This is a genomic window from Pseudomonas sp. (genome assembly GCF_035554175.1).
Taxonomy (GTDB): Bacteria; Pseudomonadota; Gammaproteobacteria; order Pseudomonadales; family Pseudomonadaceae; genus Aquipseudomonas.
In genome coordinates this window covers 67,798-85,197 of record NZ_DATMIV010000030.1, presented here as the reverse complement: position 1 = coordinate 85,197, position 17,400 = coordinate 67,798, and the positions used below count along the sequence as shown (strand labels likewise).

Below are 17,400 nucleotides of genomic sequence, written 5' to 3'. Positions count from 1 at the left end.
AATAGCAAGTGCCTATTGGCGGATGGTGATTTTTTCTGTGGGAGCGAGCCGCTTGCGAAGGCGCAACCTGAGGACTCATTGGAGCTGAAACGTGGGAGGGCAACGCTCCATCCCACGGCTGGCGCAGGATGGATGACACAAAGCTCAGACTTTTCTGACGAATTCGGATTTGAGCTTCATCGGGCCGATGCCGTCGATCTTGCAGTCGATGTCGTGATCGCCATCGCACAGGCGGATGTTCTTGACCTTGGTGCCAACCTTGACGACCAGCGAGGTGCCTTTGACTTTCAGGTCCTTGATCACGGTGATGGTGTCGCCGTCCTGCAGGACGTTGCCGACCGAATCTTTCTTCACGGCATCATCGGACGCCACTTCGGCTTCGCCGCTGGCAGACCACTCGTGGGCGCACTCAGGGCACACCAGTTGGGTGCCGTCTTCGTAGGTGTATTCGGAATTGCATTTCGGGCAGGGTGGCAACGTGCTCACTAAGGTTCCTTGGGTATCAGGAGGGCAAAAGGGCGCACATTGTATAGGGTTTTAGGCTGCGAAGGGCATAGCGCAGAAACAACTGTGGGAGATTCTATGTTGCGTAGCAACCCCGCAATTTCAGGTTAAGCGATATTCGCTCTGGTTCTTCATCAGGGCGAACGCCACTCGACAGAGCTTGCGAGCAAGAGCTACCAACGCCTGTGTTTTCGAGAAGCCTCTGGCTAGATGTGACTCGTAAAATGGTTTCCACTTGGTTGAGCGGCACGCCGCCATAGCGGCGTTGTAGGTCAACCTGCGGATCTCTGGGTCTCCTTTTTTGGTCAGGAATCTCGGACCATTTTTTTTTCCAGAATCGTCCACCGACAGATCCATGCCCAAAAAAGCGATGAAGGCATCGCTATTGGCAAAGTCACCGCGCATGTAGGTCGTTGCCAACCCGGTTGCAGTCAGCTCTCCGACGCCTTCGATCGCTTTGCAGCGGTCAATATTGTCTTCAATGCCCGCTTCTTTGCTGACCTTGCGCAGAAGTTTCTGAATGACCTGATCCGATTTCTCGAATGCCTTCTGCTGCACGGCACGCTCTTTTTTCAGCAAGGGCTCATCGGCCCAGCTCAACATCAGACCCGTATGGTTCTGGATTAGAGTCGCGCGTCGGTGCAGCAGGCTTTTAAGCACGGTGTAGGCCTTGGGAGGCGGATTCCAAAGCCGAAGTTTGCTCTGCTCATTGGTCAGGTAGCGAGCGAGCACGCGTGCATCGCAAGGGTCATTTTTGGCTCGTTGACCGACCCCGCGACGATAGTGGCTAACTCGATAAGCATCCACGACATAGACCTGATGCCCCATTGCATAAGCCAGATCAACCGTTTCTAGATGGTAGATGTTGGTGGCTTCGACCGCGATAGCGCTTTGCGCGGGCAAAGTTTTGAGCCAACGTTTGAGGGAGGCTCGATCGTTTTTGACCGACTCAATTGTTTCCAGGTCAGCACGATAGACAACGACTTCGGCCTTGGCGATATCGATACCAACAACCGTCTGCGAAGTAAGGATTGTCATGACGAATCCTCGGAGCTAGGGTTTAAGAGCTTGTTGGGGTCTACCGTTGCGCTGGCTTGTCTCTATCGTCGGTTTACCGATGAATTCCTTATCGGCGCTTTGGGTAGAAGGGGCGGGAGGAGAAGTCTCCCACGGTCTGTACTGGTCAGAGTCAGAATCGAGTCTGTAGTCCCGCCCACCCCTTCAAGTCTAAACATACAAGCGAGCCTGCTCGCGAAATGGTCCGTACAGGGCACACAAAAATGCCCGATCACAGGACCGGGCATTTCTTCACTCAGGCACTTGCTTACGGATACTGCTGAACCGTGCCCGGCTGTTGCTGCTGACCACCATATTGCTGACCCGGAATCGCCTTCAGGTTGACTTCGACGCGGCGGTTCTGCGCGCGGCCATTGACATCACCGTTGCTGGCAATCGGATTGTCCGGTCCGGCGCCACGGGCCGACAGATTGGCGCCGCTGACACCTTGCGAGGTCAGGTAGGTGGCCACGCTCTGCGCACGACGCTGGGACAGGTCCATGTTGTGCTGGCGGCTACCGGTACTGTCGGTGTAGCCGACGATTTCGATCTGGTTCTGGTTGAACTCTTTCAGCGAGTTGGCCAGGTTGTTCAACGGTTGGTAAAAGCTTGAGGCAATATTCGCCGAATCGGTGGCGAAGGTGATGTTGCCCGGCATGATCAGCTTGATCTGATCGCCCTGACGCTGCACTTCAACACCGGTGTTGGCCATGCTCGCGCGCAGCTTCTTTTCCTGCTGGTCGGCATAGTAGCCGTAGCCGGCCGCGGATGCACCGACGACCGCCGCACCGATCAAAGCGCCTTTGCCACGGTTGTCATGGCCGATGGCGGCACCGGCGAGTGCACCGGCCAGCGCACCGAGGCCACCGTATTTGGCGGTTTTGCTCATGCCTTGCGAGCCACCGTCGGCCTGGCCCTGATTGTCATACGGGTTAGGCGAGGCGCAGCCGGACAGCAAGGCCACGGCAGTAGCGACAATAATCAAACGACGCGTGGTGAACATGGAGAGCTCCTGGTTTTTCGCATTCTGTGGTGCAGCAGCCACTGAGTTAATGGACCTGCGCGGGCGTTGGATCATGACAATGCACAAAAATTCCGCCGGGCACTCGTGACAAAATATTTAGGCCCGTACGAAAGGGTTCTCGCGCATTTCATCGCCCAATCGTGTATCCGGGCCATGCCCGGTCACCACGGTCGCATCCTCGTCCAGCGTATATAGCCGCTGCCTGATCGAACGCACGATGCTCGCCTGGTCGCCACCCCACAAATCCGTGCGCCCTACGCCGCGACGAAACAACGTGTCGCCCGCTATCAACAGCTTAGCCTCGGAAAACCAGAAGCTCATGGAACCGGGCGTGTGACCCGGTGTGTGCAGTGCCACGCCGCAGCCGCAGGCCAGTTCTTCATCGTCACTCAACCAGCGGTCCGGCGATGGCACGGGTGTGTATGGCACGCCGAACATCTGGCATTGCATTTCGAGGTTGTCCCAGAGGAACTGGTCTTCCTTGTGCAAATGCAGGGTTGCCCCGGTTTTTTCTTTCATCTGCCCGGAGGCGAGAAAGTGATCAAGATGGGCATGGGTGTGGATGATGCTGACGACTTTCAGCCCATGGGCACCGAGGCGCGCCATGATCAGGTCAGGGTTGCCGCCCGGATCGACGACGATGGCTTTTTTGCTGATCGGATCGCCGATGATCGTGCAGTTGCACTGCAGCGGGCCGACGGGGAAGGTTTCGCGGATAAGCGAGGTGTTCGAGGCGTGCATGGTTCAGATCCTGATTGCAATGCGTTGTACTGCGGTTGAGATCCGCAAATTTGATAGGTTATCCTCGCGCTGCGCCTATTTTTGAATCAAGACGGCAGGATGCCAATGCCCCCTTCGATGGAACACGTGCTCGTCGATAAAAGTGTCCTTTTCCGCGATCCGGATATTTTTAACCGTATTCGCGCGAAAAGCGGTTTACCTTTTATAGCCCATTGCGACCTTGTCAAACTTCAATCGTTGACTCAAGGGACCGAGCAAGTTCACCAGAACGCCCGACAGTTTTTTCGTTATTTCAGTGGCGAGTCCAGAACGCACCGTACCCTCCCCAAAGGTATGGCGCTGCACCCTGACGATCTGCTGGCCGAATATGCTTTCAACGGGCAATCGATATTCGCGCTCAAGCGCACGCCATCCGCGCCGGAGCAAGAGCCGGGTGAGGTCGTCAATCTGTGCCGACATTATGACTTGCTGTTACTGACATGCGATGAGTCACAACTTGCCCACTGCAAAGCGCTTGCAGCCAGAGCGCAACGCTGGACGGGCCCCGCGCCGGCCGCCCCGGTAGCACCCGCAGTGCCAGTCGCGCCAGTACGATCAACCAAGCCGTTCGACCTCCCCGATAAACCACTGAGCATTGCTGACCGGCTGATCCGGAACAAAGGTGCCCCTGTCACTGAGGGCTCGATAGTCAAGACTTCAAGTCAGCGCCAATTGGCATTGGGCAAGCCCATCAGTTCCGGTGGTGAAGGAACAATCCATGCTGTGGCGGGCACATCCGAAGTCTGCAAGATCTATCACTCGCACAAGCTGACTATCCGGCGGCTCGAAAAAGTCCGCCTGATGGTGACGCGCAAAATTGATGAACCCGGCATTTGTTGGCCGACCGAGCTGGTGTTCAATGCGCAACAAGAGTTCGTCGGCTATGTCATGCCCCGGGCAGAGGGGAAAACCCTGCAAAGCTCGGTGTTCGTCAAACAGGTTTTGCTGCAGAACTTTACGAAGTGGACGCGCCGTGACCTGGTGAATATTGCGATCGCGTTTCTGAAACAGGTGCAGTATCTGCATTCGCTGAACATCATTGTTGGCGATATCAACCCGATGAACCTGCTCGTGACGGCTGACAGCAACAAGGTCTGGATGGTCGATACAGACAGCTTCCAGATTGGTCATTTTCCCTGTGAGGTGGGTACGGTGCCATTCACTGCACCGGAAATCCAGGACGAAAAATATGGCGACTACCTGAGGACCAAGAATCACGAGTTGTTTGCCATCGCCACTATGCTGTTCATGATTCTCTTGCCCGGTAAGCCACCCTATTCCCAACAGGGAGGGGGAACGGCTGCCGACAACATCAAAAACATGAATTTCCCCTACCGGTTCAAAAAAGGTAGTGGTATCGGCAAAGCAAGCGTTACGCCGGTGGGAGTATGGCAGCACATCTGGAGCCATTTGCCGTATCCGCTCAAGCAGGCATTCAGCAACACTTTCGAAGATAATCAGCGACGCCCTATCAGTGACTGGCTCAAGCTGTTGACGCAGTACGGCGCAGATCTGCGCAGAGGCAAACATAGCGATGACTTGTTCCCTGCCGAATTTCATATCACTGATCCCATCGACGACATCTGCGGCAGCTGCAAAAAAAGCCACAGGGTTTCCAGGAAATGGTTTGAAAAAATGAAGTCTGTGGGCAAACCGACGATTTGCTCCGACTGCCAAAAAGCCGCGAAACTCAAAAAACTGGCTATCGAAAGCCAAAAGAAAATCGAACAAGCAGGTCAGCGTGGAGCGCCGCCTCCGGCGCCTGCCATGCCTCGACCGACTTCGCCTCCAACACCGAAAACTCCGACACCCTCGCCTCGGCCAGCCCCTTCACCCAAGCCTGCGCCCGCCCCCGCTGCTGCCCGTCCCGCTCCGATAACACCGCAGCAGCAACCGGCCCGCGTACGGCCGCAACCTCGCCATCCCACTCCAGCTCACTTGGGTAAACAGCAAAGCCCTCTGGTGCGCTGGTTCAAACGACTCTTGAAGCGTTTTCTATAACGCTCATCTCATAAGGACATTTTCCATGCCAGACAACTATCTACTCAGTCAGGAAGAGCTCGCTGAAAACCCCACTACTCGCGTGCCCGTTTGCCTCGTTCTGGATGTCAGCGGATCAATGGAAGGCGAGCCCATCGCCGAACTGCATTCAGGCGTTCAACAATTCTTTCAGGCAATCCGTGATGATGAGATAGCGCAGTACGCTGCTGAAATCTGCATTGTGACGTTCGGTGGAACAGCGCAAAAAGTCATGGACTTCGGTTCTATCAGCCGTCAGGACGTGCCACCACTTGTGGCCTCTGGGATGACACCGATGGGCCATGCGGTCAGCATCGCGCTCGACCTGCTGGAAGCGCGCAAGGAAGATTATCAGCAGGCGGGAGTCGATTATTTCCAGCCATGGATGGTCCTCATGACCGACGGTGAACCGACTGATGATATTGGCGAAGCAGCCACACGTGTCGCCAGCATGATCAGTGAGCGCAAATTGACGGTATTCCCGATCGCAATCGGTGAAGCTGCCAATGTGCAGTCGCTGGCTCGCTTTTCGCCCTCACGCCCCCCATTGCGCCTTAGAGGGCTGCGCTTCAACGAGTTCTTTGCCTGGCTGAGCAACAGCGTTTCACGCGCATCTCAGTCCACGCCGGGTGATGCGGTGTCATTGGACCTCAAAGGTATCGAAGCCTGGGGCCAGGTCTGACTCATGGCAGACCTCTCGGCAGATTTTACTTGCAAGACGGCGTTCGCATCGGTGACAGGGCGCTCGCACGCAAAAACGTCGACGCCTTGCCAGGACTACGTCGCTGCAAGGACGTCCAATGGCGTGACCTGCGTTGCGCTGGCCGACGGCGCAGGCTCAAGAGCCCGGTCGGAGGTCGGTGCCCAAGTCGCGGTCACTGCCACACTCGCTTACCTGTGCAAGAATTTCGAAAGTCTCTGGCTGAACATGGATAAGCACAACACGAAGGCGGCTCAGCGTCTGGTTCACCGCTGCCTCGATGCATTCAGACGCAAATCCGCCAAACTGGGGTGCAAGAATGATGACCTGGCGTGCACGCTGCTGTTTGTCGCCTATTCACAAGGTCGTTACATCGCAGGTCATTTGGGTGACGGGGTGATTGCCAGCGTTGACGCGGACGGTCGACTGCAAACGCTTTCCGTCCCGGAAAATGGTGAGTTCGCCAATACCACCTGGTTTCTGACCGATCCAAAAGCGATACCGAAACTCAGGCTGTATCGCGCAAAGGTCGAAACGCCAATGGGTTTTGCGATCATGTCCGACGGCACCGCAGAAAGCCTTTATCAGAAATCCAGCGCAGCGCCTGCACAGGCAGTCCGGACATTGCTGGATTGGAACGCAACACTGCCCGGAAAAAAATTCAAGGCTGTGTTGAACGAAAACCTGCAGACATCCATCGCCCGCAAAACGTCCGACGACTGTGCCTTGGGTCTGATATCGATTCTGAAGCGGGAGCATTTCATAAGCGGCATCGATCCTGTGGCAGCCATCTAGGCCTCAACCTCTGGTTCAGGGTGAACCTTGCTCCAGAGGCGTTACCCGAAATTACTGCAACACACCCATCGCTTTAGCCCTGGCTACCGCTTGTGTACGACGCTCAACCCCCAACTTGCTGTTGATATGGCTGGCATGGGTTTTCACGGTATGCAGGGATATGAACAACTGCTCGCTGATTTCCTGATTGGAGCAGCCCTGCGCGATCAGCCGCAGTACCGCCAATTCACGACTGCTGAGTTGTTCGGTAGCTGAGCTTTCCACGGTCGCGCGCGGCGCTGCTGTTGGAAAGTGCGTGAGCAATTGCTGGCTGACGACGTTGCAAGTGATGGTCTGCAACTGCCCTCGCAACCAGTCGGAATGGCTTTTGAGCAGTGCATCGAAAGGTTGATAGGCGCCGCCGGCAGCGGCTTCAAGCGCCAGATTCAAGGTTTTGCGCGCTTCGGGCTCTCGTCCAGTCGACAGCAGAAGCGCCACCTTCTGCGTCAACGCCATCACACTGAGCAACTGTCGCCCTGTCCGCTGACCATTCTCATGCAACACGTTCAACCGCCCCTCGGCGAGCATCGGCTGCCCCTGAATCAAATCGAGGAGCGCCTGTTGCAGTTCCACATGCAGCGGCAGCTGCGGATGGAATTCCGGTGGTGCCGCAGCATTTTCGCCGGTGTACGTCTGGCCCAATCGTGCGAGCCACGCCTCGGCAAGATCGATGCGGCCCTGGGCCAACCACAGTTCACATTTGACCAGAGTGATCATCGCCAGATAGTAGATCGGTGGAACGTCCCAGATGTGCATCAGGCGTTCGGCTTCGGCGAGTTCGGCGAAGGCCTTGGCGAATTGGCCGCTGGCACCGTCCAGGCGAGCGACCACGCAGTGACCGATCAGCACGCTGATGTCGCGACAGGCGCGTGCTTCACCAATCCCGGCGAGCAGACGTACGCGTGCGGCCTGAGGCTGCAAACGCATCGCCAGCAGAAAACCTTCGTACAACGTCAGCCGCGCTCGTACGGCGTACAGTCGTTGCGGCGACAGGCCACGCAAGCGTTCCAGCCCCTGATGCACCTCATCCAGCGCACGCAGAATCTCGCCTCGCGATTGCAGAACCCGCGCCCTGTCGTAATGCGCCAACGCTTCGAATAATGGATTGCCGACCCGCTGCGCCAATTCGAGAGATTCACGGTTCAGCCCACGGGCGCGCCACAGATCACCATCGGCGATCGCCAGATTGGACAAGGTCGACAGGCACATCAGCCGCTGGCCGTAACGCTTGGCCGGCAGGCTCTCCAGCGCTTCGCTGCAATAACGCAGGGTCAGTTCGCGGTGGCCGCGCCCGCGAGCGATGATCCCGCTCAGTGCCAGCCATTGCGCCAGCATCGATTTCTGCGCCGTGGCCGAAGGTGCCGGCAGAAAGCGGCTCAGATGACTGGCCAGCTCTTCGGCCGCATCGAGCTGACAGGCCAGTCCCAGCGCCCAGCTATAGAGAACAATCAGCCGAGGCGTGCTGATCAGCAGGCTGTCGGGCAAGTCCATTTTCCAGCGCAGCAGCATGCCGACGTTCTGCTCGGCGAGCAGTTGTTCCTCGGACAGGTTCTGCACCAGGTTCGCCGCTACATCGAGATGCCCGGCGCGCAAGGCCTGCTCCACCGCTTCGTCGAGCAAACCCTGCGCATTGAACCAGCGACAGGCGCGCAAATGCAGGGTGGCGTTGGGCACCATCGCCTGGGCGATCGGCCGGCTGCGCAACAGATCCGAGAACAAATGGTGATAGCGATACCAGTGGCCGTGCTCGTCCAGCGGCACCAGAAACACCTGATGGGCGAGCAGAAAGCGCAGGATCTCGGCGCTGTCATGGGCCTCGCGGACAGCGTCACACAGCTCGCTGCAAAAGCGTTCCTGCGGGGCAGTTTCGTAGAGAAAGGATTGCACTTCGGTAGGCAGGCAATCGATGACTTCTTCAAGCAGATAATCGCGGATCAGCCCTTCCCCGCCGTTCAGCGCTTGCGGCAATGCGGCATCGTTGCCCGCCTCGGCCACTGCCAGCAGCCAGAAACGCAGGCCGGCGACCCAGCCCTCGCTGCGCTGGATCAGGTTTTCCAGCGCTTCACCGCGCAATGAACTGCTGTGACGGTCGAGCAGGGTCAGGGCTTCGTCGTGGGTCAGGCGCAAATCCTGTTCGTGCAGCTCGAGCAACTGCCGCGACAGGCGCAGACGCGCCAGATGCCAGTCCGGGCGCTGACGGCTGGTGACCATCACCAGCAAGCCATCTGGCAGATGATTGAGGAAAAATTGCAGGCAACGATCCAGCACCGGCCCTTGGGCGAGGTGGTAGTCGTCGAGTACCAGCAGCAACGGCGCAGCAGGATCGAGATGCAGCGCCAGCTCATCGAGCAGGCCGTCGAGCCACTCTTCGAACGCGAACGGCTGATGACGCTGACGCATTTTCAACAAGCCGAGGGCGCCGGCGCCCAAGGCCGGGAAGTCGTCCTGCAACCCCTCAAGCAGGCGTTCAAGAAAACGCCCGGGATCGCTGTCACGCGGGCTCAAACCCAGCCACAGACTTTGCCAGTGTGCCGGCAGGCTCTGACAGAACTCCACCGCCAGCGAACTCTTGCCGAACCCGGCCGGGGCGCTGACCAGCAGCAACCGACCACCGAGCCCGGCCTGCAGACGCTGGCAAAGGCGCGGCCGCAGAACATGACCATCAGGCAGCGGCGGGCGGAAAAAGCGCCCGTCCAGTGCTGCGACAGTAATGCTTGCGGGACCCGGAAGTGGGGACAGATCAGTCATGGCCGGCTCTTGTTCGAAGGCGATTGGCGGCGTTGCAGATGTCCGCAGCCTAGCCTTAAACGAAGAGGTAATGAAGGTCGTTGCTACAAATGGCTACAAAAAGCCTATAACCGCCTGCGCCCTTCCCCTGTAGGAGCTGCCGAAGGCTGCGATCTTTTGATGTTGTTTCAAGATCAAAAGATCGCAGCCTTCGGCAGCTCCTACGAAAAGCGATTCTGAAAGCCAAAAAAACGCCCCGAACCGGTCGGGGCGTTTTCACGAGGATGCGGCCTCGGGTTACAGCCGTTAGCGAACACCGTCCTGACGCAGCGCGGCCGGGGTGAAGTCGCTGGTGGTGGCAGTGAAGCCGAAGTCATACGCCTGCTTCTCTTCGTTCTTCATGCCCAGTGCCAGATAACGGCCGGACTGCAGGTCGTAGAGGGTTTCCAGGGCGTACCAAGGCACTTGCTTGTCATAGTAGTTCTCGGCATGCGCCTCAGCCACGCGCCACAGCTGACCACGACCGTCATAGTGATCGATCACGGCAGCCTGCCAGGTGTCTTCGTCGATGTAGAAATCACGCTTGGCATAGATGTGACGCTGACCTTCCTTCAGGGTCGCCGTCACGTGCCAGACGCGACGCAATTCATAACGCGCCAGATCCTGGTTGATGTGGCCGGCCTTGATGATGTCCGAATACTTCAGCTTCGGATCGTCGAGCTTGTAGCTGTCGGAGGCGATGTACATCTCTTTCTTGCCTTCGAGCTTCCAGTCGTAACGATCCGGCGCGCCGTTGTACATGTCGAGGTTGTCGGAAGTACGCAGGCCGTCGGCGGCGGTACCCGGGCCGTCATACGACACTTGCGGTGCACGGCGCACTCGACGCTGACCGGCGTTGTAGACCCACGCCGAACGTGGCTCCTTCACCTGGTCGAGGGTCTCGTGCACCAGCAGCACGCCACCGGCCAGACGCGCCGGCGCGGTCACTTTCTGCTTGAAGTAGAACAGGATGTTGCCCGGGTTCGCCGGATCGTAGTCCTTCATCTTGTCGCGGAACACGAACTGATCCTGGAAATACACCAGGCTGTACGAGCCGTTCGGTTGCGGCGTGGCTTGGGTCACCAGACGGGTCACGCTGCCGCCGCGATAGCGGGTGATGTGGTTCCAGATCACTTCCACACCGGATTTCGGGATCGGGAACGGCACGGCGGTATCGAAGTTTTCCAGGCCGTTGCCGCCGGACACCAGATTGGTGCTGGTGGCGTTTTTCTTGATGGCCGCGAACACCTCATCCGGCACGGTGGCGCCGCGATGGGATGGATAAACCGGCATCTTGAAGGTTTCCGGGTAGCGCTTGAACATCGCGTACTGGCCCGGGGCAAGCTTGTCCTTGTACTTGTCGGCATCCTTGGCGGTGATGGTGAATAGCGGCTGCTCACTGGCATACGGGTTGGACAGGAAGCCTTTGCTGTCAACGCTGCCGGCATTCTTCGGCAGCGGTTTCCAGGCCGGGATCGAACCGTCGGCATTACCGGCCATTTCCGCGCCCATCGGCGTCAGGCTCTTGCCCAGTTTATCCGCTTCGGCAGCAGGCACCGCCGCCATGACGCTGGTCGCCAGCAGCGACAGGCCCAGAACACCGGCGTGGAACAGACTCTTTGTTATTTTCATAAATTCGTTCGTCCTCAAATGCTGTGCTTAGAAGTTCACGCCGAAGCTGAGCGCCACGAAGTCGCGATCATCCACGGTGGTGTACTTGCCGTCGAAGAAGTTGGTGTAGGCCAGGCTCGCGGTGTAGGTGTTCTGGTATTCGGCATCAACGCCCAGGCTGACCGCTTTGCGACCTTCCTCGAAGTTGCCGCCAGGGCCTGGCGAGTAACCGCTGACGTCGTGGGACCAGGCCACGTTCGGCTTGAGGTTCACACCGGCGAACACGTCGTTGTATTCCCAGATGGCGCGACCGCGATAGCCCCACGACATCGAGGTGGTGAAACCATCGTTGTCGCAATTGCGGCTGCGGTTGTTCTGCGGCGAACCCGGTCCGGCGCCGTTGATGGTGCTGGCGTTGAGGATGTTGGCGCAGGTGTTGATACCACCTGTGGCCGGCAGCTCACCCGGGCCATATACCGGATCGCGGCCATAACGCTTGTCGGAACGGCTTTCCAGCCCGCCGACATAGGTCGCCCCCACTTCACCGACGAGCGTCATGCGGCTGGCGCCCATGACCTGATCGAAGAAGTGCGTGAAGGTCGTTTGCAGCTGGGTGATTTCCTTGCGCTCGTAACCGTGCAGATCCTGACCCGGCACGCCGGTGAGCAGCGAAGCGTTGGTCAGCGCGCCGCCCAGTGGTCGCACGCCGGCAAACAGGATGTCGGTCGAATTCAGTTGCACCGGCGCGTTCGGACGGTAGCTGATCTCACCGCTCCACGCCGTACCGGTAGGCAGGGTGGTGGAGAAGCTCAGGCCGTAGAGACGAATGTCTTCCGGGTATTCGATGAAGTAATTCGAATTGCCCGCGACCAGCAGCGGTGCGAGCGCGGCGAACGGTCCCGGCAGCGCAGCGGCGGTGTTGTACACCGATTGCGGTGCACCGGTGGCGCTGAAGATCGGCGCACGGCTGTGGTAGTTCATGAAGTAGGCGCCGAACTCGGTATCGAGTGGCTCGAACATGTACTTGAGGGATGCGCCCCACTGACCGCTGTCGCGCGCGTCACGGTCCGGACCACGGCGCACCAGCACGCCTTCGTCGTTGACGTTGACACCGTTGGCCGCCAACGGCCCCAAAGCGATGGCCGGGATTTGCGAACGCTTGTTCAGGACGCGCAAATTGCTGTCGCAACCATCAGCCACGATGTCCGGCTGAGAGAAGAACGTGCCGCAGTTGTCGACGACAGTCTGGTCCCATTCCAGTTGGTAGAACGCTTCGGCCGAGAGGTTATCGGTGAGGCTCTGGGACACGTAGAACATGTTGACCGGAATCAGGCCTTCCTTGATTTCGGCGCCCGGACGACGGAACGCCGACACGTCGATCGGGTTGATCGAGTTGATGCCGCCGCCGATGAAGGTACTTTCACCCCAGCTCACCACCTGCTTGCCCAGACGCACGGAACCCGGCTGATCGGCAATCGCGTAGTTGTGGTAGACGAACGCATCGAGGATCTGCCCGCCGGAGGACTTGGCGCCCTCTTTGCGGTTGCTGTCGCTGATGTCCTTGAACTGACGGCTCTCGTCCTTCAGTTCGAAGTCGTACCAGTATTTACCACGGACGAACACGCCGGTGTCGCCGTATTTCAGTTCAAGGTCATGGATGCCCTTGAAGATTTTCGAAAAGGTTTCGCCGCTCTTGAAGTTGGCGTGACCGTCATCGGAGGTCTGCGACAGGCCATGGCCGCCGTTGTTGACGCCGATGAGGTTCTTGTTCGGGCTCTGAGTAGACCAACTGGCACCGATCGACAGGGACGAGTCGAACTGGCCTTCGATTTCACCGACGTTGAAACTGACGCCGAATGCAGGCCCGGCGAGCGAGGAGGCAAGACTGACCGCCAGAGGCAGTTTCGCCCGGCGCCAGAACTGGTTTACTGAGGTCATCGACGCTACTCCATGTGCTTTATTGTTATGGCAGTGAGTACTTCTGAAAACGCTGTGAAGGACCGGGCGCCAGGGCTGCCCGAAATCGCTCCAGAGTTGCCAGCCCCGATCAGTGCGGGTGCTGCGTTTCCAAAAAGTCCTTGAGCGGACTATAGCCAGCGGGTGGTGGTGCTAGATCCCTCTAAAGTGTGATTTGCAGCCGCCAACCACTCTGGAACAGTCCTTTCGCCAGTCCGACACAAGTCGGCACGGCAAGGATGGCTGATTTTTTCGATTTCACAAGCCAAGCGCTTGCTTGGGGGGTCTGGCGCGCCGCTTTCGGCGCGCCAGCAGACACTCAAAGTGTCGAAAGGAAGGTGCTGTTGTTGGCCTGCCATTCAGTGATGTCGAGGCGGATGCGCTTCTTGTCGAGCTTGCCGACGCTGGTCTTGGGAATTTCGGTAACAAGGGCAATCTGACTGGGGATCGCCCACTTGCTCAGGTGCCCCAGCTCGACGAACGGCTTGAGGTGTTCCTTCAGTTCCCGTGCGCCGATCGTCTGCCCTTCGCGCACCACCAGCAAGGCAAACGGGCGCTCGCCCCACTGCGGATCGGCGATGCCCACCACTGCTACTTCGCGTACCGCCGCATGCCGGCTGATCAGGTCTTCGAGGTCCAGCGAGGAGATCCACTCGCCGCCGGTCTTGATCACGTCCTTGATGCGGTCACGAATATCGATCACGCCCATGCTGTCGAGTGTGGCGACGTCACCGGTGTGCAGCCAGCCGCCGGCCCAGAGCTCGGCGCCCTTTTGCGGCTCGTTGAAATAGCCTTCGGTCAGCCACGGCGCGCGCAGCACCAGTTCACCCTGGGTTTCGCCGTCGGCCGCGAGGAAGTTGCCCTCGCTGTCGACAATCGCCGCTTCGACCAGTGGCCCGGGAACGCCGGCCTTGATCCGGTAAGTTGTGCGCTCGTCTTCGCTGCCAGCCATCAGTTCGTCGTTCAGATGCGCGCATGAGACGAGCGGCCCGGTTTCCGACATGCCGTACGCGGCCGTCAGCTGAATACCGCGCGCCTTGGCGTTTTCGTAAAGACTGCGGTTGAGCGCGCTGCCGCCGATGACGATTTTCCAGCCACCGAAGTCGGCACCCTGCGCGGCTTTGGCGTTGAGCAGCATCTGCAAAATGGTCGGCACGCAATGGGAAAAGGTGACCTTCTCCTTGCGCCACAACTCCACCAGATATTCCGGGTCATAACGCCCCGGATAGACCTGTTTGAGCCCGAGCATGGTCGCCACGTACGGCAATCCCCAGGCGTGAACGTGGAACATCGGCGTGATTGGCATGTACACATCGTTGGTGCCGAGCAGGCGTACGCTGTCGATAGAGCCCATGATCGTCGCCACGCCGATGGTGTGCAGCACCAGTTGCCGATGGGTGAAATACACGCCTTTCGGGTTGCCGGTAGTCCCGGTGGTGTAGAACGTGGTGGCGACCGAGTTTTCGTCGAAGTCCGCGAAGTCGTACTGCGGACTCGCAGCGGCCAGCAGTTGTTCGTATTCGCCAACCAGATTCGGCAGCTCTGCGGTTTTCTCGGGGAGATCGGTCAGCAGCAGGGTTTTCTCGACCGTGGTCAGTTGCGGCGCGATGGCCTGATACAGCCCGACGAACTCGCTGTTGACCAGTACGAAACGATCCTCTGCGTGGTTCATGGTGTAGAGGATCTGCTCCGGCGACAGCCGTACGTTGATCGTGTGGATCACCGCGCCGATCATCGGAATGGCGAACATGCATTCCAGGTAACGGTGGCTGTCCCAGTCCATCACCGCCACCGTGTCACCAGCCTTCACACCGGCAGCGCTCAAAACGTTGGCCAACCGTGCAACGCGTTCGATCAGGGTCGGATAGCTGTAGCGCAGCTGGTCGCGGTAGATGATTTCGCGGGTTTTCTCGTAACGGGCGCCGGACATCAGCAGCCGTTTGATCAGCAATGGATACTGGTAGGCCCCGTCGGCCGGTGGAATGACCCGAGTCTGCAACATAAGAATCCCTTTTCTGACTGCACGGTGTTGGCGGAGAGATTCGTACTCTAGTGCGCCTGCATGACAGTCAAATCAGCCAAAGGAATGATTTGCAGAACCGTACAAATGCTAGCTTTGCGCCAGCATCCGAGGCCCCCGTAGGAGCTGACGAGTGCAACGAGGCTGCGATCTTTTGATTTTGCTTGGGAAAGACAAGATCAAAAGCTCGCAGCCTCGTTGCACTCGTCAGCTCCTACAAGAGCACAATGCGGCCCGGTCAGTGCATCTCGGTAAACGCGATCTTCACGCCAAGAGCGATCAGCACTGCGCCCATGGTGCGGTCGAACCAGTGGCCCATGCGGGCGAAACCGGCGCGCACTCGCTGTTGGCTGAACAGCATGGCCACCAGACAGAACCAGACAGCCGTCGCGCCAGCCAGATAAACCCCGTAACCCGCCTGCACCGCCAATGGCGTGTGCGGGTTGATCACTACGGTGAACAGCGACAGAAAGAACAGTGTGGCTTTCGGATTCAAGCCGTTGGTGACGAAGCCTGAAGTGAAGGCACCACGCGCGGTGCGTACGCCGGCTTCTTTGTGCAGATCATCGGTGACCGTTTTTGCCGGTTGCGCGCGCAGGGCCTTGAAACCGATGTATAGCAAATAGGCCGCTGCCGCCCACTTCAGTGCGTTGAACAGCACGATCGACTGCGACACGATCAGACCGATGCCGAGCAGCGAATAACCGACATGCAGGAAAATCGCCGAGCCCACGCCCAACGCAGTCCAGGTACCGGCGCGGCGCCCATGGGTCACGCTCTCGCGCACCACCACGGCAAAGTCCGGGCCGGGGCTGGCGACGGCCAGCAGATGGATCAGTGCAACGGTCAGGAATTCGGTCCAGTACATGGGGGCTCCTATTTTTCAGGGGTAAACATCCAATCGGCAGTCACCACCCATTTGTGGCGAGGGAGCTTGCTCCCGCTCGGGTGCGCAGAGTCGTAAAACCGGTACACCCGATAGCGCTGATACAACTTCAATTGGGTCTGCTTCGCAGCCCAGCGGGAGCAAGCTCCCTCGCCACAGGTATTACACCGGCCTATGGTGTCGAGTAACCAGTTGTTTCATCTGGTAGGCTCGGCAGATTACGCCTTCCGTCCCAAGCACAAAAGGTACAGTTGATGACGAACCCGCGCCGAGCCGTATTCCTCGATCACCCCTCGCTGGATCTCGGTGACCTCGACCTCGCTCCGTTGCGCGATTGCTTCAGCGAGCTGCAGCTGTTCGCCCAGACCTTGCCGGAACAGGTCAGGGAACACTTGCAAGGCGCCAGTGTGGCGATCACCAACAAAGTCGTGATCGACGCCGCCGCCATGGCCGCCAACCCGCAGTTGAAACTGATCCTGATCAGCGCCACCGGCACCAACAACGTCGACCTCGCTGCCGCCCGCGCCCATGGCATTACCGTGTGCAACTGCCAGGCCTACGGCACGCCGTCGGTGGCGCAACACACGATCATGCTGCTACTCAACCTTGCCACGCGCCTGGCTGATTACCAGAAAGCCGTGGGCGAAGGCCGCTGGCAGCAGGCGCAGCAGTTCTGCCTGCTCGACTACCCGATCGTCGAACTGCAAGGAAAAATTCTCGGCCTGCTCGGTCATGGCGAACTCGGTGGTGCCGTGGCGCGGTTGGCCGAAGCGTTCGGCATGCGCGTGTTGCTCGGGCAGATTCCCGGGCGCCCGGCTCGGCCGGATCGTTTGCCACTTGAGCAACTGCTGCCGCAGATCGACGCCCTGACTCTGCACTGCCCGCTTAACGAGCACACCCTACATTTCATCGGCGCCCGTGAATTGGCCGCGATGAAGCCCGGTGCCTTCGTGGTCAACACCGCCCGTGGCGGCCTGATCGATGAACAGGCGCTGGCCGATGCGCTGCGCAGCGGTCACCTCGGCGGCGCGGCGACCGACGTGCTGAGTGTCGAGCCACCGACCCGGGGCAATCCGTTGCTCGCCGCCGATATTCCACGCCTGATCGTCACCCCGCACAACGCCTGGGGCAGCCGCGAAGCGCGCCAGCGTATCGTCGGCCAACTGAGCGAAAACGCCCGGGCGTTCTTCGGCGGTGAGGCGCTGCGGGTCGTCAGTTGATAAACTGCGGCACTTTTTTTCAAG

General features: G+C 58.9%; 12 protein-coding genes and 1 pseudogene. 4 read left to right on the top strand and 9 right to left on the bottom strand.

From position 1 onward, the window contains the following. Window positions 1-144: 144 nt before the first annotated feature. From VNV36_RS14065 to VNV36_RS14050, 4 genes and pseudogenes are all read right to left on the bottom strand, one after another. Window positions 145-486, bottom strand: a complete 342-nt coding sequence (locus VNV36_RS14065; protein WP_016986200.1) for a zinc ribbon domain-containing protein YjdM — start codon at window positions 484-486, stop codon at window positions 145-147. Between the two features lie 94 nt (window positions 487-580). Further along, window positions 581-1,542 (bottom strand): annotated as a pseudogene (locus VNV36_RS14060) (IS110 family transposase). 286 nt (window positions 1,543-1,828) lie between these two features. Then, window positions 1,829-2,563 carry a YiaD family glycine zipper/OmpA-like lipoprotein gene (locus tag VNV36_RS14055; protein ID WP_186530452.1) on the bottom strand — a complete coding sequence of 245 codons (735 nt, stop codon included), beginning with the start codon at window positions 2,561-2,563 and terminating at the stop codon, window positions 1,829-1,831. Between the two features lie 117 nt (window positions 2,564-2,680). Further along, window positions 2,681-3,325 (bottom strand): MBL fold metallo-hydrolase, encoded by a 645-nt coding sequence (locus VNV36_RS14050; RefSeq protein ID WP_325718302.1) that lies wholly within the window; start codon window positions 3,323-3,325, stop codon window positions 2,681-2,683. A 105-nt stretch (window positions 3,326-3,430) separates the two neighbouring features. Between VNV36_RS14050 and VNV36_RS14045 the strand changes: the two genes are divergently transcribed. The 3 genes from VNV36_RS14045 to VNV36_RS14035 are packed head-to-tail and all read left to right on the top strand — an operon-like array spanning window position 3,431 to window position 6,878. Beyond that, window positions 3,431-5,365 carry a protein kinase domain-containing protein gene (locus VNV36_RS14045; protein WP_325718301.1) on the top strand — a complete coding sequence of 645 codons (1,935 nt, stop codon included), beginning with the start codon at window positions 3,431-3,433 and terminating at the stop codon, window positions 5,363-5,365. Window positions 5,366-5,390: 25 nt separating this feature from the next. Then, window positions 5,391-6,065: a vWA domain-containing protein gene (locus VNV36_RS14040; RefSeq protein WP_325718300.1), complete on the top strand. Its 675-nt coding sequence runs from the start codon at window positions 5,391-5,393 to the stop codon at window positions 6,063-6,065. 3 nt (window positions 6,066-6,068) lie between these two features. Continuing rightward, window positions 6,069-6,878 carry a PP2C family serine/threonine-protein phosphatase gene (locus tag VNV36_RS14035; protein ID WP_325718299.1) on the top strand — a complete coding sequence of 270 codons (810 nt, stop codon included), beginning with the start codon at window positions 6,069-6,071 and terminating at the stop codon, window positions 6,876-6,878. Window positions 6,879-6,929: 51 nt separating this feature from the next. On the opposite strand, the gene VNV36_RS14030 is transcribed toward VNV36_RS14035, so the two are convergent. The 5 genes from VNV36_RS14030 to VNV36_RS14010 all read right to left on the bottom strand — a co-directional run bounded on the left by VNV36_RS14030 (window position 6,930) and on the right by VNV36_RS14010 (window position 16,138). Beyond that, window positions 6,930-9,665 (bottom strand): winged helix-turn-helix domain-containing protein, encoded by a 2,736-nt coding sequence (locus tag VNV36_RS14030; protein ID WP_325718298.1) that lies wholly within the window; start codon window positions 9,663-9,665, stop codon window positions 6,930-6,932. Window positions 9,666-9,950: 285 nt separating this feature from the next. After that, the gene (locus VNV36_RS14025) at window positions 9,951-11,315 is read right to left on the bottom strand and encodes a DUF1329 domain-containing protein (RefSeq protein ID WP_325718297.1); all 1,365 of its coding nucleotides are present in this window, start codon (window positions 11,313-11,315) and stop codon (window positions 9,951-9,953) included. A gap of 27 nt (window positions 11,316-11,342) precedes the next feature. Then, window positions 11,343-13,232 carry a DUF1302 domain-containing protein gene (locus VNV36_RS14020; protein WP_325718296.1) on the bottom strand — a complete coding sequence of 630 codons (1,890 nt, stop codon included), beginning with the start codon at window positions 13,230-13,232 and terminating at the stop codon, window positions 11,343-11,345. Between the two features lie 337 nt (window positions 13,233-13,569). Further along, on the bottom strand, window positions 13,570-15,252 hold the full coding sequence (locus VNV36_RS14015) for a fatty acid--CoA ligase (RefSeq protein WP_325718295.1): 1,683 nt from the start codon (window positions 15,250-15,252) through the stop codon (window positions 13,570-13,572). 256 nt (window positions 15,253-15,508) lie between these two features. Then, window positions 15,509-16,138, bottom strand: coding sequence for a LysE family translocator (locus tag VNV36_RS14010; RefSeq protein WP_325718294.1), 630 nt, complete (start codon window positions 16,136-16,138; stop codon window positions 15,509-15,511). Window positions 16,139-16,410: 272 nt separating this feature from the next. Here VNV36_RS14010 and VNV36_RS14005 point away from each other — a divergent pair, with 272 nt between their 5' ends. Then, window positions 16,411-17,376, top strand: a complete 966-nt coding sequence (locus VNV36_RS14005) for a 2-hydroxyacid dehydrogenase (RefSeq protein WP_325718293.1) — start codon at window positions 16,411-16,413, stop codon at window positions 17,374-17,376. The last annotated feature ends 24 nt before the right edge of the window (window positions 17,377-17,400 follow it).

Excerpts from the sequence above, each read along its gene's own strand:
- VNV36_RS14055 (WP_186530452.1), bottom strand. The coding sequence starts at position 2,563 with ATGTTCACCACGCGTCGTTTGATTATTGTCGCTACTGCCGTGGCCTTG.
- VNV36_RS14050 (WP_325718302.1), bottom strand. The coding sequence starts at position 3,325 with ATGCACGCCTCGAACACCTCGCTTATCCGCGAAACCTTCCCCGTCGGC.
- VNV36_RS14045 (WP_325718301.1), top strand. The coding sequence starts at position 3,431 with ATGCCCCCTTCGATGGAACACGTGCTCGTCGATAAAAGTGTCCTTTTC.
- VNV36_RS14040 (WP_325718300.1), top strand. The coding sequence starts at position 5,391 with ATGCCAGACAACTATCTACTCAGTCAGGAAGAGCTCGCTGAAAACCCC.
- VNV36_RS14035 (WP_325718299.1), top strand. The coding sequence starts at position 6,069 with ATGGCAGACCTCTCGGCAGATTTTACTTGCAAGACGGCGTTCGCATCG.
- VNV36_RS14030 (WP_325718298.1), bottom strand. The coding sequence starts at position 9,665 with ATGACTGATCTGTCCCCACTTCCGGGTCCCGCAAGCATTACTGTCGCA.
- VNV36_RS14025 (WP_325718297.1), bottom strand. The coding sequence starts at position 11,315 with ATGAAAATAACAAAGAGTCTGTTCCACGCCGGTGTTCTGGGCCTGTCG.
- VNV36_RS14020 (WP_325718296.1), bottom strand. The coding sequence starts at position 13,232 with ATGACCTCAGTAAACCAGTTCTGGCGCCGGGCGAAACTGCCTCTGGCG.
- VNV36_RS14015 (WP_325718295.1), bottom strand. The coding sequence starts at position 15,252 with ATGTTGCAGACTCGGGTCATTCCACCGGCCGACGGGGCCTACCAGTAT.
- VNV36_RS14010 (WP_325718294.1), bottom strand. The coding sequence starts at position 16,138 with ATGTACTGGACCGAATTCCTGACCGTTGCACTGATCCATCTGCTGGCC.
- VNV36_RS14005 (WP_325718293.1), top strand. The coding sequence starts at position 16,411 with ATGACGAACCCGCGCCGAGCCGTATTCCTCGATCACCCCTCGCTGGAT.